This is a genomic window from Hymenobacter terrigena (assembly GCF_054776515.1).
In genome coordinates, this window is record NZ_BAAHBU010000001.1 from 937,045 (window position 1) to 959,772 (window position 22,728).

The following is a 22,728-nucleotide window of genomic DNA, read 5'->3' on the forward strand; positions in this document are numbered from 1 at the left end:
GATTTCAGACGGGGCTTTTTTATTGATGTTGGAGGAGGCTATTTCAGCACTTCGGCCAACTTGGCCGATAGCGCCTCGCCGCGCAGGTTTTTGGCGATGATTTTCCCTTGCGGGTCCACCAAGAACGACTGCGGAATGGCTTTCACGCCGTAGGCGGCACCGGCCACGCTTTGCCAGCCGGCCAGGTCCGACACGTGGTGCCAGGTGAGGCCATCGGCGGCAATGGCTTTTTCCCATTTGCCCTTCTCCTGGTCCAGCGACACGGAGTAGATGGTAAAGCCTTTGCCCTTGTCCTTGAACTTGTTGTAGGCCTGCACTACGTTGGGGTTTTCCTGGCGGCAGGGGCCGCACCAGCTCGCCCAGAAGTCAATCAGCACGTATTTGCCGCGCAGGCTGCTCAGGGCCAGCTTGGAGCCGTCGGGCTGGGGCAGGTTGATTTCGGGAGCCATGGCGCCCTGCACCGTGGCCCGCATGGGCTCCAGGCGGGCCGTCAGCTCCTTGGTGAAGGGCGAATTGGGATTGGCCTTGCGCTGAATGGCGGCCACGGAGTCGGCAAACTGGAATTCCTCGTCGGGATTGATGAAAGCGCCGGCCGCAAATCCGCCCACTACGGACGTGGCATTGCGCCGAATGAGCGCCTTCATCTTGGCCGTGTTGCGCCCCTGTATAGCATAATACTCTTTCTCGATGGCCTTCATTTCCTCGGTTTTGCCCGCCTGGCCGGCCGCATTATAGCGCTTGCCAATGTCTTCGAGCTGGCCCTTGCTGCCTTCCATCACCTGGGCAAGCTGGCGCAGGATTTCCGCGTCTTTGCTGCCTTTCACACTGTAGGTAGCAGGCAGTTTTTGGGCGTCGCCACTCAGTTCCAAGTGGGTTTTGTTGTCGAGCAGCAGTAGTACCTGGTTGGCCTCGTCCAGTTTGAGCTGGTAAATGCCAGGGCTTACGGCAGCCCCTTTCAAGGAGAACTTGCCGGCGGCATCAGTTTTGGCGGTGGCCTTCTCCACAAACTGGTTGGAGTTGAGTTCGGAAAGGTGCAGCACCGTACCGATAGGGGCATTTTTCAATTGGCCCGAAATCTCGTAGCCGTCGGCGGCGGCGGCATTCTGGCAGGCGTTGGCCATGCCCAGCACGGTGGCGGCCAGAAAAACAGATTTTATCATGGGGTGAGGCATGTGCGTGAACTTATGAATCGAAATGGCCAACGCGAGGCCGTTAAAGGTTTGTTCCGGCAGCTAAACTGAGGCTGGCAGGTAGACGCTCAGGTGGCAACTTCCTTACCCGTCCAGCCCGGCGCGGAGCAGCTGATTGGCCAACTTGGGGTCGGCCTTGCCGCCGGTGAGCTTCATAAGCTCGCCCATGAACATGCCGGTAAGGGATTTTTTGCCGGCACGGTACTCGGCAACTTTGGCGGGGTTGGCATCGAGTACCTGCTGCACGAGGCCCGCCAGCTCGCCGTTGTCGGCTTGCGTGAGCAGGCCCAGGCTTTCGGCCGCGCCGGTGGCGTTGGCGGTGGGGTGCTCCAGCAGGTGGGGAAACAGCTGCTTGCTGGCCACGGAGTAGTTGATTTTACCGGCGTCAATCAATTCGATGATGCCGGCCAGCTGGGCGGCGTCGAGCGGGAAATCGGCCATGGTGAGGGCGCGCTCGTTCAGGTACGATTTCACAGGGCCCATCACCCAGTTGGCCGCCGCTTTGGCGTTGGGCGTGAGGCGCGAGAGGCCGTCGAAAAACAGCGCCACTTCCTTCTGGTCGATGAGCACCGAGGCATCGTAGGAGCTCAGGCCCAGCTCGCCCGTGAAACGCGAGTACAGCTGCTGCGGCAGGGCCGGCAATTCGGCGGCCACGCGGTGCAGCCACTCGTCGGAAATCACCAGCGGCGGCAGGTCCGGCTCGGGGAAGTAGCGGTAGTCGTTGAGGGTTTCCTTGCTGCGCTGGCCGTTGGTGGTGCCGCTGGCGGCGTCGAAGCCGCGGGTTTCGCTGTCCACTTCCTCGCCGGCTTCGATGATGCTGATTTGGCGCTCGATTTCGTAGGCAATGGCGCGCTGCACGTTGCGGAAGGAGTTCATGTTCTTCACTTCCACCTTCATGCCGAACTTGTCGGCCCCTTTCAGCATCACCGAAATGTTGGCGTCGCAGCGCAGCGAGCCTTCCTCCATGTTGCCATCGCAGATGCCGAGGTACTCCACCAGCTTCTTGATTTCGGTGAGGTAGGCGTAGGCTTCGTCGCCGGTGCGGATGTCGGGCTCGCTCACAATTTCGATGAGCGGCACGCCGGCGCGGTTCAGGTCCACGAGGGTCTCGGTTTCGCCGGCCAGGTGCATCGATTTCCCGGCATCTTCCTCCATGTGAATGCGGGTGATGCCGATGCGCTTCAGCTCCTCGCCCACGCGCACTTCGAGGTGGCCGTCGTAGCAAATCGGGGTTTTGTCCTGGGTAATCTGGTAGCCCTTAGGCAGGTCGGGGTAAAAGTAGTTTTTGCGCGCAAACAGGTTGTCGCGCCGAATCTGGCAGTTGGTGGCCAGGCCCATTTTCATGGCAAATTCCACGGCCGTGCGGTTCACCCTGGGCAAGGTACCGGGGTGGCCGAGGGTAATTACCGACAGATTAGTGTTGGGGGCAACGCCGTACTCGTTCTCGTCGGAAGAGTACATCTTGCTGTGCGTGAGCAACTGGGCGTGAACTTCCAGGCCGATAACGGGCTGGTATTTGGCAAGGGTGGCTTCGTCCATATTCTGTAAAAACGCGGGGTCCATAGAGGCTTTCTGCCCCTAAAGGTAACGGGTACGGGCAAGCCGTCATTCGCCGGCGGGCAATAGAATTGCATCGTCGGGGGGCTGCAGCCCGGCTCAGTAAGGACCAGAAGAAGCAGGAAACCCACGGCTTGGGGCAACCGACTGCCGGCTTGCGGGGGCTTGCGAGATGGAAAAAATGACCGGCAGGGTAAATGAAACCGCCACCGGTACCCCGTCCAGTTGGCCCGGCACAAAGCCGGTTAGCTTTTTCACGGCATTAAGTGCGGCTTCGTCCAGCCCATAGCCCAGTCCTTTTACCACCTTGGCATTGGCGACTTCGCCGTTCAAGCCCACTTCAAACGCAACAAATACCCGGCCCTGGATTTGGTTGCGGAGGGCTTCGTCCGGATAGCGCACGTTGGCCGCAATGGCCCGGGTCATCTTATCGGTGCCGCCGCCCTTGTAGGAAGGCATCCGGGTGTATTCGTAAAACGGCACGGTGCTGCCATCCTCGGCAAAGCATTCGCCGGTTTGGCGCACGTCCGCCACGTAGGTTTCGCGGCGCTTCACCTGGCCTTCGGGGTAGTACACAACAAATTCTCCGTTGCGCTTTGCCGCCACAAAATCCTCTTTCGAGCGCACATTGCCGTTGTCGTAAAACGTCGTTTTAGGCCCCAGCTTGATTAGATGCGCCATGTCGGCATACGGCGTGCTTTCCTGCAGCTTGCCCGCCGCACTATATTGCCGAATGGTGCCGGACAAGCTGTCGCGGTATACATATTCGAGCCAATGGTGTGCTCCCTCCGGGCCAGGCAGCACGTGATTATCACTGCCAATGTAAGTAACGGTTTTGTAGGGGTATGTCGGCCGCGACTGGGCCAGGGCAGCGCCGGACAAGGACAGCACCAAACTGCTGGTAAAGAGAAAACGCATTAGGAAAGCAGGTAGATTTAAATAACACAAAGCGCCGCGGTACATCACAACGACCAAAGTACGCCATCACCGGCCTTATAATTTTGTTACGCCGCCCTGATTGCTACACTGGCATCCTTTAGCGCCCAAACAACCCGCTGCGCCCGAGCGACCGTCGTTGACTAAAAGCGCCGTGGCATGCGAGAGCCGCCGTAATACGGCTGGCGACTGGGCACATCGAGGGTGTAGAACAGCGGTACCGTAAGAAAGCTGGTCATCACCTGCCCATCGCGCCGGCCGGGCACAAACTGCCGCTGGAGCTTGGTCACCGCCCGCAGCACGGCGTTGTTGAGAAAGCCGGCCGTGGACTGCACCACCCGGGCATTGGTGATGCGGCCGTCGGGAGCCACGGCCAGTTCCACATCCACTTCGCGCCGCCAGCCATACTGTACCATGTCCGTCATGTGGCGGGTGGCGCGGCGCGCAGCGGCCAGTTCCTGCCTGTTGAGGCGCACGGCTTTGTTGAGCTCCTTCAGCAGGCGCTCCTCGCCGCCAGGGTACAGCGGCAGCTGCTCGTAGGCAAAGTAGGGCACAGGGTAGCCGTTGGCATCGTAGCAGGTGCCCACGCCGCAGCGGCCATCCTGGCAATGCTCGCGCCGCTTGAGGGTGCCGTCGGGGTAATAGGTGAGCAGGTCGCCGTGGCGCACGCCGCGCACGTAGTCTTCTTTGGTGCACATCTGGCCATTCTCGTACCAGGTGGTGACGCAGCCGTAGCGCACGCCCCGCGCCACGTTGATGTACGGAATGTACTGCTTGAGCTTTCCCGATGGATAATACACCCGCGTGATGCCGCTCAGGCTATCGCGAAACGTGGTTTCGGCGCACAGGGCCGTGGTATCCTCCGGGCTGGCGGGCTGAAAATCGGGGGTAAAAAAGCTGCTGATGGGGTTGGGCGTAGCGGCGCGGGACGCTTGCGCCCGGCCGGCCAGCGGCACCGCCAGCAATAGCCCCAAATACAGTAACTGTGTTTTCACCGGAAAGGAAAAAGGAGCTGAAAGCCCGGGAAACAGTCCCTCGCTCTCAGCTCCCCGAAATTACGCACCAGCTGGCGAAATGGCTACTTCCGCCTACGCCAGTGGGCGCTGAAGTTGTTGCATGGCCATCATCTGCTCCAGGTTTTTGCTCATGCCTTCGTTTGAGCCATCGAGGAAAATGACGTTGCCCTTGCCCTGCTCGGCGAAGTGCTTGATGGCTTCGGTCCACATCGAAAAATAGACCAGCGAGGGGTCAAGGTTGCTTTTGGTGACTTCTTCTACGGCGTGGGCCAGGCCCTTGGTCACTTCCTCGCGAAACAAGGCCACGCCCTGGCCTCGCAGCTGGGCCGCGATTTTCTCGGCCTCCGCCGCAATTTTAATGGCGTTGCCTTCGGCTTCGGCGGCTTTGGTTTTGGTGATGAGCAGGGCCTGGCCTTCGTTTTCGGCGGCAGCTTTCAGGTTGTTCGAGGCCACTACTTTGGCCATCGAGCGCATAATTTCCTCGTCGAAGGCAATGTCGTTGAGCTGCAAGTCAATCAGATGGTAGCCCCAGCTTTCGAGCGTGGCGTCGAGCTGGTCCTTCACGTGGAGCACGATTTCGCCGCGCAAGCTCAAGACGGCCGCCTGCCGCTGCGTGGCCACGAAGGCCCGGATGCTGCCCTCCACGGTGCGCACCAGCGCCTGCATCAGGCTTTGCTCGTCCACAAACTTGAAGGCCACGTTCTTGATGGCTTCCTCGCTCTGGTCGAAGGCCGCGTACACCAGCATGGCCTTGAAATTCACATTGGCCTGGTCGACGGTGATGGCCTGGAAATTCAGCTCCAATGAGCGGTTCTGAATGGAAATCCGCTTGTATACCGTTTCAATAAACGGCAGCTTGAAATTCAGCCCCGGCAGCATGATGCGCCGGTATTTGCCGAACACCGTGACCACCGCCACCGTGCCCTGTGGCACAATGACATAGCACAGAAACAGGGTGAGGCCGACGAGGATGAGCAACGCGAGGGCAAAGGTGGACATGACGGATAAGCAGGAAAAAGGTGAAAGTGAGCGGAAATGTCGGACAAAAAACCGTAACCGTAAGCCAGTGGCTCGGCGGGGTTGGATTATATATCGCCGGCCCGCATCGGGCATTACACCGGACGTGCGGGTTTGGTCATGCTTCATCGGTTCGCATATCCAAAAGCAGCGTCAGTACGGTTATGGCTGGCGTTGTTGCTACTCCATGCGAAACGTAATGGGAACCGTGTAACCTACCGGCGCAACTTCTCCATCAATCTGGCCCGGCTGAAAGGACTTCAACTTCCGGGCAGCATCGAGGGCTGATTTTTTCACCAGCACGAAGGCTTCTCGCAGTTGAGGCGCAATTTGGTCTACTGGGGGCTCTTTTTCAACGTGAACCTCCTGCACACGGCCCTGCCGGTCGACGGTAAAGCCGATGATGACGCGGGCATTCAGGGCCAGTCGCAGCGCCTCTATGGGGTATTGCACCTGCCGCTGAATGGCATGAACCACGGCAGCATTGCTGCCATCGCCCTCGCTGTACACCGGTTTGATACGGTATTCGAAGTAGGCAGTGGGCTGACCGTCGGGGTCGAAGCATTCGCCCGCCGTGCGCTTGCCTTGAACAAACTGGTCGCGGCGGCGCAGCGTCCCATCGGAGTAGTACACCAGCATCTCGCCACTTTGCCGGCCGGCCACGTAGTCTTCTTTGGTATGCATCTGCCCGTTTTCGTACCAGGTTGTACTCACGCCGTGCCTGATTTTCAGCCGCAAGTGCCCGTAAGGGATTATCCATTTTAGCTTGCCCGCCGCGTCGTATTTGCGCACGGTTCCCGCCACGCTGTCGCGGTAAGTGGTTTCCAGCCGGTAGTTGGCACCCTCCGACGTTGGCAACAGCCGGTGCTCGGCACTGAAGTATTCTATCGTTTTGGGCCGGGGTGCCACGGCAGCCACTGGCTCAGATTGCGCGGCGGCCGGCATGGCCGCCACAAATAAGCCGGGCAACGCCAGGCAGGCGCTCCAAAATCTGTTCATCGGGTAGAATTGTGGTTGGGTGCGTGGAGGGCCATGCCGCTAATAAAAACGGCAGAGGCTGGGGACACCGCATCAAAGATGTTGAAAAAAACCCTACCGCAACGCCGGCCGAAGTATCGCCACAAAAAAGCGGCGGCTCCCGTGCTTGGGAGCCGCCGCTTCCGGCGTTTCAATCACATAAGAAGTTATTACAGCGTCTTGCTCACAGCCTCCTCGGCCTTGGCAATGGCCGCGCCCAGCCCGGCCACGTTCTTGCCGCCGGCCGTGGCGAAGAAGGGCTGCCCGCCGCCGCCGCCCTGAATTTCCTTGGCCAGTTCGCGCACCAGCGTGGTAGCGTTGAGCTTGCCGGCTTGCGCGATTTCATCGGCCAGCATCACGGCCAGTTGCGGCTTACCGTCCACATCGGCGCCGAGAACGGCCACGAGGTTAGGCACGGCCTGGCGCAGGTTGAAGGCCAGGGTTTTGAGAGCGTCGGCGCTGCCGGCCTGCACTTGCGCCGCCACGAAATTCACGCCGTTCAGTTCCTTCACTTTGCCCAACAACTGCTCTTTCTGCTGGTTGATGTTTTGTTGTTCAAACTGTTCGATTTGCTTGCGCAAATTGACAATTTCCTCGTTCTGCTTCTCAATGCTGTTGAGCAGGTGCTGGGGGTTGCCCAGGGTTTCGCGCACCTGGTTCAGCAGGTCGAGTTGCTGGTCGACGTAGGCTTCAGCGCCGACGCCCGTCACGGCTTCAATCCGGCGTACACCGGCGCCCACAGCACTTTCCCCCGTGATTTTGAGGTAGCCAATTGTGCCCGTATTCGGCACGTGCAGGCCGCCGCACAGCTCCACCGAGTAGTTGCGGTCGAAGGTGATGACGCGCACAAACTCGCCATATTTCTCACCAAACAAAGCCATGGCACCCAGGCTTTTGGCTTCGGCGATGGGCACGTTGCGGCGCTCGTCGAGCGGAATCTGCTGGCGGATGCGGGCATTCACCAGCTGCTCAATCTCGCGCAGCTGGGCATCGGTCACTTTGGTGAAGTGCGAGAAGTCGAAGCGCAGCAGCTTCTCGTTCACCAGCGAGCCTTTCTGCTGCACGTGGCTGCCCAGCACCTCGCGCAGGGCGGCCTGCAGCAAGTGCGTGGCCGAGTGGTTCTGCCGAATCTGGGTGCGGCGCGCGGCGTCCGGAATGGTCAGAAAATCGGCCGTCAGGTCCTCGGGCAGCTCCAGCACGGTGTGCACGATGAGGTCGTTTTCCTTCTTCGTGTCAATCACGCGCACTTTGGAGAGCGGCGATTCTAGGTAGCCGGTATCGCCCACCTGGCCGCCGCTTTCGGCGTAGAAGGCGGTTTGGTCGAGCACCAGCTGGTACTCGGTTTTGCCTTTGGCCGTAGTCTTGCGGTAGCGCAGAATGTGCGCGGGGGCCTCGTCCAAATCGTAGCCCACAAAAGCGGGCTGCTCGTCCGAATCAGCCACCGTCACCCAGTCGCTCTGCTCGGTTTCCTGGGCGTTGCGGCTGCGGTTTTTCTGTTGCGCCAGCTCCTTCTGGAAACCTTCCTCGTCCACGGTCAGGCCTTTTTCGCGGGCAATGAGGGCCGTGAGGTCGAGCGGGAAGCCGAAAGTGTCCGACAGCTCAAACGCCGTTTTACCGTCGATGACGCCGCCGTTGGCGCGGGCGGTTTCTTCCAGCGCATCAAGGCGGCGCAGGCCGGTTTCCAGCGTTTTCAGGAAGGCAATTTCCTCTTCCTCAATCACGCGCTGCACGAAAGCCGTCTGGGCCTTCAGCTCGGGGAAGATGCCGTGCATTTGCTCGGCCAGCACGGGCACTAGCTTATAGAGGAAAGGCTGCTTCTGATTCAGCGACGAGAAAGCGTAGCGCACGGCCCGACGCAGGATGCGGCGAATCACGTAGCCGGCTTTCACGTTGCTGGGCAGCTGGCCGTCGGCAATAGTGAAGGCGATGGTGCGGATGTGGTCGGCGATGACGCGGATGGCGATGTCTGTTTTCTCGTTTTCGGTGGTCGGCTGGTCCGTCACCTTGGCGGGCGCGGTGCCATGGTACTCCACGCCTACTTCCTTGGCAATGAACTGGATGAGCGGCTGAAACACGTCGGTGTCGTAGTTCGATTTCACGCCGGACACGGCCATCATCAGGCGCTCGAAGCCCATGCCGGTGTCCACGCTTTGCTCGGGCAGCTTGATGAGGGACTTATCGGCCAGGCGCTGGAATTCCATGAACACGTTGTTCCAGATTTCCACCACCTGCGGGTGGTCGGCGTTCACCAGCTCGCGGCCGGGCTTGGCGGCGCGCTCCTCGTCGGAGCGCAGGTCGATGTGGATTTCGGTGCACGGGCCGCAGGGACCGGTGTCGCCCATCTCCCAGAAGTTGTCCTTCTTATTGCCGGGCAGAATGCGGTCATCGGAAGTGTATTTGCGCCACAGGTTCTGGGTTTCGGTGTCGGCGGCGGTGCCGTCCTTCTGGTCGCCCTCGAAATAGGTGACGTAGAGCCGGTCTTTTTCCAGCTTGAATACCTCCGTCAGTAATTCCCAGGCCCAGGCAATGGCGTCGGTTTTGAAGTAGTCGCCAAACGACCAGTTGCCCAGCATCTCGAACATGGTGTGGTGGTAGGTGTCGTAGCCAACCTCCTCCAAATCGTTGTGCTTGCCGCTCACGCGCAAGCACTTCTGCGTATCGGCAATGCGCTTGTAGGGCGCTGGCTTGTTGCCCAGGAAGTAGTCCTTGAACGGGGCCATGCCCGAGTTGATGAACAGCAGCGTGGGGTCGTCCTTCACCACAATCGGAGCCGAGGGCACGATGTGATGGCCTTTCGAGGCAAAGAAATCAAGGAACTGCTGGCGAACAGTGGAAGCGGTGGGGAGTGACATAGGAAGCAGAAGAAAAAGGGCCGCACCCGGCAAAGAGTTGGTTTTGCCACGGGGCCCGTGCCACAAAGGTAACAAAACGCCTCCCTGACGCGGTTGCCCCGCTGCCCGTATCTTGCGGGTCCTTCCAACGGCGTGTTCCGGCCGCGCATTTTGCTTGCACTACTATGTCGTTTCGTTTGAATATTCTGCGCCGTTCGGCCGGCATCGGGCTGCTGGTGTTGGCCGGCTTGAGCAGCGTAGCCGCTACCCCGCCCGCCCCGCGCAAGGCCCGGCTGGGCAAAGTGCTCGGGGCCGACATTTCCTTTTTGCCGCAGCTGGAAGCCCGGGGCGTAAAGTTCTCGGACAAAGGCGTGGAAAAGGACGCCATCCAGATTCTGAAAGACCACCACTTCAACTACATCCGCCTGCGGATTTTCAATAACCCGGCGGCCGACAGCGGCTACTCGCCCGGCAAGGGATTCTGCGACCTGCCGCACACCCTGGCCATGGCCAAACGCGTGAAACAGGCGGGCCTGAAACTGCTACTCGACTTCCACTACTCCGACACTTGGGCCGACCCGCAGAAGCAGTTCAAGCCGTTGGCCTGGAAAAACTTGACCGGTGCGGCGCTGGAAACCGCCGTGCACGATTATACCACCGAAGTATTGCAGGCGCTGAATGCCCAGGGCACGCCGCCCGACATGGTGCAGGTGGGCAACGAAATCAACCACGGCATGATTTGGCCCGATGGCGACGTGGACAAAGCTGACAGCCTGGCGCGGTTCGAGGTGCTGGCCGGGCTGACCAAAGCCGGCGCCCGCGCCGTGCGCGAGACCACGCCCAACGCGCTGGTGATGATGCACATTGCCCTGGGCGGCCAGAACCTGAAGTCCACCCTGTGGCTCGACCACATGCTGGCGCACAAAGTCGAGTTCGATGTCATCGGCGAGTCGTACTACCCCAAGTGGCACGGCACCATACCAGACCTCAAAAACAACCTGACGGCGCTGGCCAAAAAATACCCGCAGGACATTGTGGTGGTCGAATACTCGGAGCGCAAGCGCGAGGTCAACGACATCGCCTTCAACCTGCCGGACGGCAAAGGCCGGGGCAGCTTCATCTGGGAGCCGCTCAACACCTGGGAATCCATTTTCGACAAACAGGGAAAGGCCAACGACTTGTTGTTAATTTACGACGAAATCAGCCGGAAATATCGGGTTGAGTAACCCGAAATCGGCTTCCCATACCATGCCCTACAAAGAGCGCAGCATCGAAAAACAATACTTCACCATCGGCGAAGTGGCCGCCCAGTTCAAGGTGGCCGAGTCGCTGGTGCGCTTCTGGGAAACCGAGTTTGAGGAACTGCGCCCCCGCCGCAGCAAGAAGGGCAACCGCCTCTACACGCCGCAGGACATCGAGGTTTTCCGCACCATCTATCACTTGGTGAAGGAGCGCGGCTACACCATTCCCGGCGCGCGCGACATGCTCAAGCAGAAAGGCCCGCAACTCAAGGATAAGATTGACGTGGTGCAGAGTCTGGAGAAGGTGCGGGCGTTTTTGATGAGCCTGAAGAAGGAAGTGGAAGCAGCCGGCAAGGCCGACCCGGACATTGCCGAATAGCCTTCCATGTCCAATTCTACCAACGACACCCTTTTCCACGAGCTCGCCCTCACCCTGCTACCCGGCATCGGCCCGCAGCTCACGCGGCAGCTGATGAGCTACGGCGGCGCGGCCAAAAACGTACTGATGATGCCTCCCGGCAAGCTCCGCCGCATTCCCGGCGTGGGCGATGCCACCATCAAAATCCTGACCGGGCCTGAGCGCGAGAAGGCGTTTCGCAAGGCGGAAGCCGATTTGAAGAAGGCCGAGAAGGACGGCGTCGAAATCCTGTTTTATACCAGCAAGCGCTTCCCCAGCCGCCTCAAGCTGATTCCCGACGCGCCGGCCATCCTTTACTACCAGGGCACGGCCGACTTGAATGCGCCCAAAACCGTGGCCCTCGTGGGCACCCGCCAGGCCACCGACTACGGCCGCGAGCAAACCGAGCGCATCATCAAAGGCCTGCTGCCGCACCGGCCGCTGGTAGTGAGCGGCCTGGCCTACGGCATCGACATCATGGCCCACCGCGCCGCCTTGCAGGAAGGCCTCGAAACCGTGGGCGTGATGGCCACCGGGCTGGACCGAATTTACCCGCACACGCACCAGAAAACGGCCGAAAAGATGCGTGAGCAGGGCGGCCTGCTCACCGAATTTCCCTTCGGCACGCCGCCCGACCGCTACAATTTTCCGGCCCGCAACCGCATCATTGCCGGCCTGAGCGATGGCACCGTGGTGGTGGAAGCCGCCATCAAAGGCGGGGCGCTGATAACTGCCGAGCTGGCCCTGAGCTACGACCGCGACGTGCTGGCCGTGCCCGGCAACCTGAGCTCGGCCGCTTCGGCCGGCTGCAATGCGCTCATTCGGGATAATAAAGCCGCCCTATACTCCGAACCACGCGACCTGGAGCAACTCCTGAACTGGGACGCGGCCCTGCACCAGTCGGGCAAGTTCAAGCCCGTTCCCTCCTACTCTGCCGCCGACTTTACGGCCGATGAATACGGGCTGATAACGGTGCTGGCTGCTGCGCCGGGCCGCGAACTGCAGATGGACGAGCTGGCTTGGAAAGCGCAACTGGCCATTCATGCGGTGGCTTCGCTGCTGCTGGCACTGGAATTCCGGGGCGTGGTGCGGGCACTGCCGGGCAAGAAGTTTCGACTGGATTAATCTCATCCCAGGTACTACAATCCTACCTTGCCTGACCTAATTTAGCCCCGTTTATTTTTCATTTTTTCTCAAACCTTTCCAGCTATAGAAAAAAGCACTATTGCTGCTTGTTTACCCTTATTTTTCACATTCTCTTATTTACCCCGATGAAAAAAAATCTACTTGTGGCGTTCATTCTGCTCGTGGGCGGAAGTGGCAGCCAGCGCTTGGCGGCCCAAAGCCTCGACCCGCAGTTCAGCCCGCCTACTCTATATGGGGTGGGCACGGTATACAACGCCATTGAACAGCCCGACGGCAAACGGCTGGTGGTGGGCGATTTCCGGCGCGTGAACGGCACCGGCACGGCTTCGCTGGTGCGCCTGACCGCCACGGGAGCCCTCGACCAGGCCTTCCAGCAGAACCTGGGCTCCTTGGCAGGAACCTACAAAGTGGCCTTGCAGGCCAACGGCCAATTGCTGGTAACGACGCTCTCAACCTCGCCCATTACGGCGGGCGGCATCACCCGCAACAGTGCCATTCGCCTGAATGCCGACGGCACCGGCGATGCCAGCTTCAGCCTCGGCACGGGCATCAGCAGCACGGCGGGCTTCACTTACATCGACAACCTGCTGCAGCTGCCCTCGGGCAAAATCATCATCACGGGCGCGTTCGACCACATCAACGGCGTGGCGGCCAACAACATTGCCCGACTCAACAGCGACGGCTCGCTGGATGCTACCTTCAACGCGGGCACGGGCAGCGACGCAGAAATTGAGTCGCTGGTCCTGCTGCCCAGCGGCCAGATGCTGATTGGGGGCTATTTTACCGACTACAACGGCAGCCCGGCCTATGGCCTGGCTCGCCTGAATGCCGACGGAACCCGAGATGCGTCGTTCACGACGCCCCTGGGGCAGTACGACGAGGCCAGCAACCTGGTCGTGCAGCCCGACGGGCGCATTTTGGTTTCAGGGTATCTGAGTACGAGCGGCAATAAAGGCTTGGTCCGGCTTCAAGCCAACGGCAGCCTAGATAACACCTTCGCCGCGCCGGCCGCTTTCACCAGCTATTCGACCTATTCCTACTACGGCAATGCTTTTGAGTTGCAGCCCGATGGCAAAATCGTCGTTATCAGTGCAAATGGCGTGAGTTCGGGCGGTGGCACCACATCACGCGTTTCCCGCCTGAATTCGGATGGGACGCCGGATACCGGATTCCTGACCGGCACTGGGCCCAATTCCATGCCCCGCGCCGTCACGCTGCTGGCGAGTGGCAAAATCCTGGTGTCAGGCGGGTTCACCAATTTCAATGGCACCCTCGACCGCAACTTGGTTCAGCTCAATTCGACGGGCACTATTGATGCCAGCTTTCAGCCGGTGATTCAATCTTTTGGGGTCATTTCATCAGTGGCGCTGCAACCCGATGGCAAAATGGTTGTCGGGGGTTCTTTCACTGAGTTCAATGGCCAACTGCTGCACCGCTTGGCTCGCGTGAACACCGATGGCACGCTAGACCTCACGTTTGTTGTTAATTCAGCCTTCGAGGGAGCATCGAGTCTGGCCCTGCAGCCCGACGGCAAGATATTAGCTTCGTCGCTCGATAAAGTGCAGCGCTTCCTGCCCACGGGGGTCATAGATAACGGCTTCGCTGCCGACTTCACAGGCAGCCAGCTTACGCGCATACTGCTGCAGCCGGATGGCAAAGTCCTGGTGGCCGCGACAAGCGCCATCCGGCTGAATGGCAGCACGACCAACAGCTTGGTAGTGCGGCTGCAAGCCAATGGCACCCAGGACGCCACGTTTGCGATAGTGGCTCCGGGCACCAATAGCAACACCAACTCCCTGCATACCATCTACGCCATGGGCCTGCAGCCCAACGGCAAAATTCTACTTGGGGACGGGTTTTACGGCACCACTGGCAACTTCAAAGCCGCCATTATGCGCCTGGATAGCAACGGAGCCATTGATGCCACTTTTAACCGCAGCGAATTCACCCTGGCGCAGCAGCCCAGCGTGATATACGCCCTGGCGGTGCAGCCCGACGGCAAAATTCTGGTTGGGGGGAACTTCGACACGAACTGGAGCACCAGCCGCCGGAGCCTGTCGCGCCTGAACGCGGACGGCACCCTCGACACCGGATTTACGCCACCGACCATCACGGGCTACGTCTATTCGCTGCTGGTGCAGCCCAACAACCGCATCCTGCTGGGCGGCACCTTCACCAGCCCGGCCCTGCCCACCAGCCTGGCCCGGGTGCTGGCCAACGGCCAGGCCGATGCCACGTTTGGCAGCACGGCCGTGCCCAACAGCACTGTGCGCGCCCTGCTGGTGCAGTCCGACGGCAAGCTCGTGGTGGGCGGCGCATTCTCGGCCCTGAGCGGCCAGACCAGCGTGGGACTGGCTCGCATCACTGCTGCCAATGTGCTGCACATGGCTGCGCCGCAAGCCGTGGCCGAGCAGACGCTGGCTTGGCCGGTGCCCGCCACGGGCATCCTCAATGTGGCGTTCGACGCCAGCGCCCACCCCAAAAGTATTTCGCTGGTTGATGCCCTGGGCCGCACCGTGCGCCAACAGGAACTGAGCGGAGCCGCGTCCGTGGCCATGTCCCTCGAAACGCTCCGCGCCGGCACCTACCTGCTGCGCGTGACCTACGCCGAAGGGGCCGTGACGCGCCGCGTGCAGGTGCAATAATTCAATCCTGTTACTTTCAATCAAAAACGGACGGGCCCATGGGTTCGTCCGTTTTTTTGTGGGCCTGGGCCGGTGGCCGGCCCTACCTTGCGCCTCATGCTGCTGCTCAACAACCACCTGCTGCCCATCGCCGCCCTGTCCCTGCCCAACCGGGGCCTGGCCTTTGGCGACGGCTTTTTTGAAACCCTAATTTTCGTCAATGGCCGCCTGCGCCTCGCCGCCGACCATTGCCAACGCATGCAGCAAGCCGCTGCCGCGCTCTACCTCGCGCTGCCGCCCGAGCTGGCCACGCCCGAAGCGCTGGAAGCCACCCTGGCCCGGCTCGCACAGGCCAATGCGTTGCCCGGTGCCCGCCTGCGCCTGCAGCTCTGGCGCGGCGGCGGCGGCCGCTACACCCCCACTACCGACGCCACCGAATGGCTGGCCACCGCCGAAGCCTTCGTGCCCGCCGATGCGCCCATTAGCAATGTTGATTTTGCGCTGGAAACGCATTCTATCCATTCCCCGCTCAGCTTTTGCAAGGGGCCGCAGGCCTGGCTCTACGTGCGGGCCGCCTACGAGCGGCAACAGCGCGGGCTCGATGAAATCATCCTATGCAATGCCCGCGGGCACATTGCCGAAGCGGGCGCGGCAGCCATTTTTTGGGTGAAGGACGGAGTGCTTTTCACACCCGCACTCGAAACGGGCTGCGTGGCCGGGGTGCGCCGGGCGCAGGTGCTGCGGGCGGCGCGGGCGGCGGGCGTGGAGTGCCGCGAAGGGCTGTTTCTGAAACGGGAGTTGCTGGCGGCCGATGCGGCTTTCACGGCGAATGTGGCATCCATCAGCGTCCTGCGCAGCATTCAGCACAACACGCTTCGGATACTGCCCGATAACGTGCAGGCGGTACTGAGCAGCCTATAGCAACCATAGTTTTCCGAGCGAATAGAGCACGACGCCCACGCCCGAGCCGGCCAGCACAATCAGCCCGCTGGCAATGGCGTACTCCACATCCAGCGCGGCTTCGGCCCAACCGAAACGATGCAAGCCGGCCCGGCCATGCTGCTGCCAGAGGTTGAGGAAACTGCTTTGGCCTCGCTTCCGAATCCAGAGCCGGACCCAGCCGGTAAGCAGCATGAGCGGGTACAGCAAAACCAACGTGCCCGTGCGCAACAGCCACCAAACCGCCCCGAACAGCAGGTTTAGGATGGGACCAACAATACATTCCGCAAGTACCTCGGCCAGAAAATCGCCCATAGCCACACTGGCCTAAACCGCTACCGGCGCTTTGATGGCCGGCCAGGGCTCATAATTTTCCAGCTTGAAATCTTCAAACTGAAACCCGAAAATATCTGTCACCGCCGGGTTGATGCGCATCTGCGGCAGCGCTTTCGGCTCCCGCTCAAGCTGCAAACGGGCTTGTTCCAAATGATTGGAATACAAATGCGTGTCGCCGCCGGTCCAGATGAACTCACCGGGTTGCAGCCCGACCACCTGGGCCACCATCAGGGTGAGCAGCGCGTAGCTGGCAATGTTGAACGGCACGCCCAGAAACACGTCGGCCGAGCGCTGGTAGAGCTGGCACGAGAGCTTGCCATCGGCCACGTAGAACTGGAACAGGGCGTGGCAGGGCTGTAATTTCATCTCGGGCAGTTCGGCCACGTTCCAGGCCGAGACGAGGATGCGGCGCGAGTCGGGCTGCGTTTTGAGCTGCTGGATAATCTGCGCAATCTGGTCGATGTGACCGCCGTGGCCGTCGGGCCAGGAGCGCCACTGGTGGCCGTACACGGGGCCGAGGTCGCCGTTGGCATCGGCCCACTCGTCCCAGATTTTCACGCCGTGCTCCTTGAGGTAGGCAATGTTGGTATCGCCCTTGAGAAACCACAGCAATTCGTGGATGATGCTCTTCAAATGCACCTTTTTGGTGGTCACCAGCGGGAAGCCCTCGGCCAGATTGAACCGCATCTGCGGACCGAAAATGGAGACGGTGCCGGTACCCGTGCGGTCGGTTTTTACGGTGCCGGTGTCGAGGATTTGGCGGAGCAGGGCTTGGTATTGGCGCATGGGGTGGGGCGTATCGGAACCCTCAAAAATAAAGAAGGCTGCTCGTTTGAGCAGCCTTCTTTATTTAGCTAGTAGGCTCTGGTTTGCTAAACAGCCACTTTCGTTTCATGTTTCTGCACGGCAGCCCGAATACGGGAAGCCATGCCGTATAAGTCGTCTAACGAGGTAATATCTACTCGTTCGCCACCTTCCACGTCAAATAGCGTCACATATTTCTTACTGCTATTGAAATGAAGCCGGCAGATAGGCTTGCGGTTATTATCATCCAACAAAATGCCGCAGTACGATTGCACGTCCCGCATCACTACCCGGTTCACCGGAACAGTTTTACGCAGAATGGCCCGCACAATCATGAAGCCTTCCGTTTCCTCAACGGTCGTTTCAATGTCTTTTTCCTTGCCATCTGTATCTGTTCCAGTAGTCAGTTCTGGCATCGGGGCAGCCGGCACATCGTTCACTAACAAACTCTGGCCACTGGTATCAATCATTGCTGACCGCAACCGCATGGATATTTTGTCATTCAGAAACTGATGAAACGAGCGGTGCACCAAGATGCTGAATTGCTCCTTGAGCTTAGGAGTTAATACGCCTTCGTAGACCTGCTTCGAAACAAAATTTATAAAATCGGCCGATGGCTGAGTGAATTGCTCGTCAAAGTATTTTTTGAAGGCCCGCATGTATTTGAGGTTGTATGCGGCAAAAAGCATGTCCTCAATATTGAAATTGACTTTGCTGAGTTTCTTGATTTCAGCAACGTCATTTTCATTAAAACTGGCGAGGTCAAATTCCAGGAAAGGCCGTTCATCCATCTTGTTTGGCTGTTCCAAATCGGTGAACAGCCGGTACACAAGGCCATTGGTGAGAACGGCAATTCGCGCTTCGGTTACGTGGAAGTACCGAAATAGCTGGCTGGCATGGTTGATATTGAGGTCGCTACCCACGTGTTTGCACTCAATCAGAATAATTGGCTTGCCATCGCGCATGATGGCATAATCAATCTTTTCGCCCTTCTTCGTGCCGATATCACAAATAAATTCTGGCACTACTTCCGTAGGGTCAAATACGTTGTAGCCAAGCGCGTTGATAAACGGCATTACCAGCGCAGTTTTCGTGGCTTCCTCCGTTTGAATGTGTGCAATCTGCTTCTGTGCACGCGATGCCAGATTGGTAAGTTGGTCAATAAGCTCCATAAGTTTTGGGGTTGGTATAAATCGGGGTAAACTTATGAATTTCTGAATAATAAAAAAGCCGCCTCGTTTCCGAAGCGGCTTTTTGAATCTCAGCGGCAGCCGAAGCCAGCCGTGATTAGAGCTTGGCGGCGGGCTTCACGCTGGCGGTTTTGCCGCCTTTCATGCAGCACGAGTGGCCGGCCGTGCCGCCTTTCATGTCTTTCGAGCACGAAGCCTTCATGTCTTTGGTGCAGGTTTCTTTCTTGCCTTTTTTGCCATCTTTGTCGTGGCCGTCGTGGGCGAAAGCGGTGGTGCCGGCGAAGGCAAACAGGGCGAGGGCAAGTAGGGTCTTTTTCATGGGAAACGGAATAGGGTGAGGGGGTAAAATTAACGCAGCGGTTAGCAGGCCCTAAGATACACTACGGCGGCTTTTGTTAGTGCGCCGACCCCTTATTTCAGCTTCTGTTCCAGGAGTACGATGATTTCCTTATTGCCCCCTTCCTTGGCCAGGGCCAGGGCATCTTTGCCCTCGTCATCTTTTGCGCGGGCATCGGCCCCGGCGCTGAGCAGCAGCTCCACCATAGCCTTATTGCCCTTGCCGACGGCCGCCATCAGGGCGGTGGCCTTGAAGGCATCGGCCTGATTGACCTGGGCTTTGTGCCTGAGCAGCAGCTGCACCAGCGGGAGGCTGTTGTTGGAGGCGGCGGTGATGAGGTAGGTGGTGGCGAAGCCCGGCACCACTTCGACCACGGCGTTGGGGTTGGCGCCGGCGGCCAGCAGCGCCTCGGCGGCGGCGGCATCGTTTTTCAGAATGGCCTTGGCCATGCCCTGCGTCTGGGCCGGGGTTTGGGCGTGGGTGGTCAGTACGAAACTAAAGAGGGCAACGGCCAGGAGTAATATTCTTCTCATTGAGGAGATAATGGCAAAGATTTGGGGGCAACGAAACCACAAAGATGGGCTTGCGGGACACGGTATCCGCCTCAAAAATGCCCCTGCTCCAATAAGTCAAAGTGGTTGTGTGAAAAGTAATACGGGCGCCCCCGCCGGGCCAGCGAGACACGAATCACCGCTGGATTTTTAAAGACGGGCATCCGAAACAATTGCGGAAATGGGGGCGTTGCTGGTAGCTGCGATGCTTGTGCAGTCGGGGGCGGTTCGCACGCCCCGGCTACGTCGCCCGAAAGATGATGCGGCCCCGGCGGTCGCGCTAACTCCCTTTATGACCCTTCGTCGCTACGCCCATACTACCCTGCTCGTGCTGGGCCTGCTCACGGCTTTGAGTGCGTTTTTCGTCGCCCGGCTGCGGTTCAACTACAATTTCAACGACTTCTACCCCGCCGGCGACCCCGACCTGGACTACTACCAGGGCTACACCCAACGCTTCGGCAACGACAACGACTACCTGTTGCTGGGCGTGGAAGCCCCCGCCGGCCGCACCGTGTTCGACCCCGCGTTCCTGACCCAAATCGACTCGCTGACCCGCCTGGCGGCGCGGCAAAAGGACGTGCGGCACGTCACCTCGCCTACCACGCTGGCCAACACCGTGGTGGAGGGCCTCGGCGTATTCAGCCTCCCCTACCTGCACCCGGACACCTACCGCGCCGACCCCGCCCGCCGCGCCGCCGACTCCACGCTGATATACCGCACGCCCGGCCTAACGGGCAACGTGTTCAGCCCCGACGCCCGCGCCCTGGCCCTGGTGCTCCAGCTTACGCCTGACCTCGAAAAGCCGCCCGGCGACTCCCTGTTTGCGGCCCTGCGCGGCGGCCTGGCCCGCCTGCACATCCCGGATGAAAGGGTGCATTTCGCGGGCCGCATTGTGGCGCAGTCCGTGTTTGTGGACCGGTTGAAGTGGGAATTGGTGGTGTTCATGTCGCTGTCGGTGCTGCTGGTGACGGGGCTGCTGTGGCTCACGTTTCGGACGTGGTGGGGCGTGGTGCTGCCGCTGGTGGTGGTGCTGGGGGCCATTTTGTGGGGCCTGGGCATCATGGCCGCGTTCGGGGTCAGCATCGATTTGATGACGGCCCTGCTCCCGCTCATGCTGTTTGTGGTGGGCATGAGTGACACCATTCACATTATCAGCCGCTACGTCAGTGAGCTGGGCTACGGGGCCAGCAAGAAGGACGCGTTGCGCGTGACCATCAAGGAATCGGGGTTTGGGTCGGGGCTGTCGGCGCTCACCACCAGCCTGGGCTTTTTCACGCTGATGACGAGCACGATTCGGCCCATTCACAATTTCGGGCTGTTCACCGGCATTGCCGTAATCCTGGCGTTTGTACTCAGCTTCACGCTGCTGCCGGCCATGCTGGTGCTGCTGGGCAAGCCCCAGCTGCGCGAGCCACGCCGCCAGGGCCACAGCTGGGACGGTGTGCTGGGGCGGCTGTTTCGGCAGGTGCTGGTGCGGCGGCGGCTGATTTTCACCGTGAGCGGGCTGGTGCTGGCGGCATCCATCGGGCTGGCCACGCGGGTGCACATCAATTCCTCGCTGCTCGATGACCTTTCCAAAAGCGACCCCGTGCGGCAGGATTTCGCCTTTTTCGACCGGCAGTTTGCCGGCGTGCGGCCCTTCGAGCTGGAATTGAAACCGGCGGGCGGGCGCGACATCTACGACCTGGCCGTGCTGCGCCAGACCGAGCGCATCGAAGGCTATTTGGCCACTACCTACGGCCTGCGCTTCGCCGCCTCGCCCGTCACGCTGGTGAAATCGGTGCGCAAGGCCCTGCACGGAGGCGCCCTGGCCGACTACCGCCTGCCCACCGACACCCTAGAGCTGCGCCGCCTGCGCAGCAAGCTCCGCCAGTTCCGCAAGAAGCCCGAATTCAGCGCTCTGGCCTTGCCCGATGGCTCGGCTGGCCGCCTCACCGGCCGCATGGCCGATGTGGGCAGCATCCGGGCCGATAAGTTGAACGCCGCCCTACACCGCTACCTGCGCACCAGCACCGATACCACGGTGCTGCGCACCCGCCTCACGGGCTCGTCCAACCTCATCGACAAAAACAATGAAAACCTGACCCTGAACATGATTCAGGGCATGGCCATCGACGTGGCGATGGTCACGCTCATTGTGCTGGCGCTGTTCAAATCCCTGCGCATGACCCTGGTGGTGCTTATTCCCAACCTGCTACCCATCATCATCGTGGCCGGCGTGATGGGCCTGGCCGGCGTGAACATGAAGGTGAGCACCAGCATCATTTTCACCATCGCCTTCGGTATCGCGGTTGATGATACCATCCACTTCATCAGCAAGCTACGGCTCACGCTGGGCAAGGAGCCGGATATTTTCAAGGCCGTGCGCTACACGTATCTGCTAGCCGGCAAGGCCGTCATCACCACCTCGCTTATTCTGGTGGGCGGGTTCTCCACGCTGCTGTTCTCGAAGTTCGACGGCACGTTCTACGTTGGCCTGCTCATCGGCCTCACGCTGCTGTTCGGCGTGGTGGCCGAGCTGACGCTGCTACCCCTGCTGATACTGTATTTCTACAAGCGGCCGAAGGTGGCGGTGGGGACAGCAGTGCCGGATTTGCTACCCAAGTAGCCTAGCTGCAGCAATAATAAAAGTAGGATACGACCCCGCACCCTACTCATGCCGAACTAAATGTCAAATTTACTTTGAACTACAAAGTTCTTTATAACTTTGCGAACGAATTATCGACCGGTGGCCGATTGTTCTGATTTTACTTCTGCTCGCAATACGTTATGGATTACTTCGTGGCCCCCAATTCCATCGTGCGCCGCATCTGGGGCACCTCCGATACGGTGTTGTTCATCTTTGCCGGGGCGGCGGCCGAGTTTGCCCTCAACAAAGCGGTGGATTGGCTCTATTTCACCGGCCGGCTGCCGGCCGACCCACTGGCGCGGCTATTTTCTACGGTTGACTACGCCCGCCGCATCTTGTTTGCCGACCGCGCCGGGGCCGAGCGGGCCATTGATAGCATTGCGGCCATTCACGCGGCCGTGGAGGCCAAGCGCGGGCAGGCCATTCCGGCATGGGCCTACCGCGACGTGTTGTTCATGCTCATCAGCTACTCCATGCGGGCGTTTGAGGTGTTGGAACGGCCCCTTACCGACGCCGAGCGCGAGGAAATCGTGACCGTATTTTACCGCGTGGGGCGGCGCATGGGCATACCCAATTTGCCCACCTCCTACTCCGAATGGCAGACTGCCCGCGAGCAGCATCTGACCCAAGACACGGCCGCCAGCACTTACACCGCCGATTTGTACGTGCAATACCGGCGGCATTTGGGCGGGCCGCGCTACCGGCTGCTGCGGCTGGTGCAGGGGCTGGTGGTGCCGGCCCGGGTACGGCAGCTGTTGCAGCTACCCGCCGGCTTTATCATTAGCCCGGCCGTGGTTTTCTACCGTCACACACGGCGCTGGGGGGTAAGCCAGTCGGCAAAGAATGCCATGCTGCCGACGGAATATCGGGCTCGGATTCAGGCGCTGGATGCTGCGCCCGTGGCCCTGGCCGAAACGGCTATGGCGATGCAGCCCGCCCGCCGGTGCCCCATGCATCACGGTTGATTACA

19 protein-coding genes are annotated in these 22,728 nt (G+C 60.1%); 7 read left to right on the forward strand and 12 right to left on the reverse strand.

Annotated features, from left to right (window positions below; all coding sequences use genetic code 11):
* Positions 1-38: 38 nt before the first annotated feature.
* From ACYU7Q_RS03740 to alaS, 7 genes are all read right to left on the reverse strand, one after another.
* Positions 39-1,160: a redoxin domain-containing protein gene (locus tag ACYU7Q_RS03740; protein WP_460608092.1), complete on the reverse strand. Its 1,122-nt coding sequence runs from the start codon at positions 1,158-1,160 to the stop codon at positions 39-41.
* Between the two features lie 114 nt (positions 1,161-1,274).
* Positions 1,275-2,729, reverse strand: a complete 1,455-nt coding sequence (gene gatB / locus ACYU7Q_RS03745; protein ID WP_460608093.1) for an Asp-tRNA(Asn)/Glu-tRNA(Gln) amidotransferase subunit GatB — start codon at positions 2,727-2,729, stop codon at positions 1,275-1,277.
* Positions 2,730-2,846: 117 nt separating this feature from the next.
* Positions 2,847-3,665, reverse strand: coding sequence for a TonB family protein (locus tag ACYU7Q_RS03750; protein ID WP_460608094.1), 819 nt, complete (start codon positions 3,663-3,665; stop codon positions 2,847-2,849).
* A 161-nt stretch (positions 3,666-3,826) separates the two neighbouring features.
* Positions 3,827-4,678, reverse strand: coding sequence for an energy transducer TonB (locus ACYU7Q_RS03755; protein WP_460608095.1), 852 nt, complete (start codon positions 4,676-4,678; stop codon positions 3,827-3,829).
* A gap of 93 nt (positions 4,679-4,771) precedes the next feature.
* Positions 4,772-5,698 (reverse strand): SPFH domain-containing protein, encoded by a 927-nt coding sequence (locus ACYU7Q_RS03760; RefSeq protein WP_460608096.1) that lies wholly within the window; start codon positions 5,696-5,698, stop codon positions 4,772-4,774.
* 198 nt (positions 5,699-5,896) lie between these two features.
* Entirely contained in the window at positions 5,897-6,715 is an 819-nt protein-coding gene (locus ACYU7Q_RS03765; RefSeq protein WP_460608097.1) for an energy transducer TonB, read from the reverse strand.
* 188 nt (positions 6,716-6,903) lie between these two features.
* The gene (alaS, locus tag ACYU7Q_RS03770) at positions 6,904-9,585 is read right to left on the reverse strand and encodes an alanine--tRNA ligase (protein ID WP_460608098.1); all 2,682 of its coding nucleotides are present in this window, start codon (positions 9,583-9,585) and stop codon (positions 6,904-6,906) included.
* A 164-nt stretch (positions 9,586-9,749) separates the two neighbouring features.
* On the opposite strand from alaS, the gene ACYU7Q_RS03775 reads away from it, so the two are divergent.
* The 5 genes from ACYU7Q_RS03775 (at position 9,750) to ACYU7Q_RS03795 (ending at position 15,893) form a co-directional block, all read left to right on the forward strand.
* Entirely contained in the window at positions 9,750-10,790 is a 1,041-nt protein-coding gene (locus ACYU7Q_RS03775; RefSeq protein WP_460608099.1) for a glycoside hydrolase family 53 protein, read from the forward strand.
* Positions 10,791-10,812: 22 nt separating this feature from the next.
* Entirely contained in the window at positions 10,813-11,184 is a 372-nt protein-coding gene (locus ACYU7Q_RS03780; protein WP_460608100.1) for a MerR family transcriptional regulator, read from the forward strand.
* Positions 11,185-11,190: 6 nt separating this feature from the next.
* Positions 11,191-12,327, forward strand: a complete 1,137-nt coding sequence (gene dprA / locus ACYU7Q_RS03785; protein ID WP_460608101.1) for a DNA-processing protein DprA — start codon at positions 11,191-11,193, stop codon at positions 12,325-12,327.
* Between the two features lie 146 nt (positions 12,328-12,473).
* Positions 12,474-14,993 (forward strand): T9SS type A sorting domain-containing protein, encoded by a 2,520-nt coding sequence (locus ACYU7Q_RS03790; RefSeq protein WP_460608102.1) that lies wholly within the window; start codon positions 12,474-12,476, stop codon positions 14,991-14,993.
* Positions 14,994-15,089: 96 nt separating this feature from the next.
* Positions 15,090-15,893, forward strand: a complete 804-nt coding sequence (locus tag ACYU7Q_RS03795; protein ID WP_460608103.1) for an aminotransferase class IV — start codon at positions 15,090-15,092, stop codon at positions 15,891-15,893.
* On the opposite strand, the gene ACYU7Q_RS03800 is transcribed toward ACYU7Q_RS03795, so the two are convergent.
* From ACYU7Q_RS03800 to ACYU7Q_RS03820, 5 genes are all read right to left on the reverse strand, one after another.
* Positions 15,888-16,226, reverse strand: a complete 339-nt coding sequence (locus ACYU7Q_RS03800; RefSeq protein ID WP_460608104.1) for a hypothetical protein — start codon at positions 16,224-16,226, stop codon at positions 15,888-15,890. The genes ACYU7Q_RS03795 and ACYU7Q_RS03800 overlap by 6 nt on opposite strands.
* Positions 16,227-16,238: 12 nt before the next feature.
* A complete protein-coding gene (locus tag ACYU7Q_RS03805) occupies positions 16,239-17,033 on the reverse strand; it encodes a thymidylate synthase (RefSeq protein ID WP_460608105.1) in 795 nt (264 codons plus the stop codon).
* Positions 17,034-17,119: 86 nt separating this feature from the next.
* A complete protein-coding gene (locus ACYU7Q_RS03810; protein WP_460608106.1) occupies positions 17,120-18,223 on the reverse strand; it encodes a type I restriction endonuclease in 1,104 nt (367 codons plus the stop codon).
* A 115-nt stretch (positions 18,224-18,338) separates the two neighbouring features.
* Positions 18,339-18,560, reverse strand: coding sequence for a hypothetical protein (locus tag ACYU7Q_RS03815; RefSeq protein WP_460608107.1), 222 nt, complete (start codon positions 18,558-18,560; stop codon positions 18,339-18,341).
* 92 nt (positions 18,561-18,652) lie between these two features.
* Positions 18,653-19,111: an ankyrin repeat domain-containing protein gene (locus ACYU7Q_RS03820; protein WP_460608108.1), complete on the reverse strand. Its 459-nt coding sequence runs from the start codon at positions 19,109-19,111 to the stop codon at positions 18,653-18,655.
* 310 nt (positions 19,112-19,421) lie between these two features.
* Between ACYU7Q_RS03820 and ACYU7Q_RS03825 the strand changes: the two genes are divergently transcribed.
* Together ACYU7Q_RS03825 and ACYU7Q_RS03830 are read left to right on the forward strand one after the other, a co-directional pair.
* Complete coding sequence (locus tag ACYU7Q_RS03825) at positions 19,422-21,737, forward strand: efflux RND transporter permease subunit (RefSeq protein ID WP_460608109.1); 2,316 nt, start codon at positions 19,422-19,424, stop codon at positions 21,735-21,737.
* A gap of 161 nt (positions 21,738-21,898) precedes the next feature.
* Positions 21,899-22,723, forward strand: coding sequence for an oxygenase MpaB family protein (locus tag ACYU7Q_RS03830; protein WP_460608110.1), 825 nt, complete (start codon positions 21,899-21,901; stop codon positions 22,721-22,723).
* The last annotated feature ends 5 nt before the right edge of the window (positions 22,724-22,728 follow it).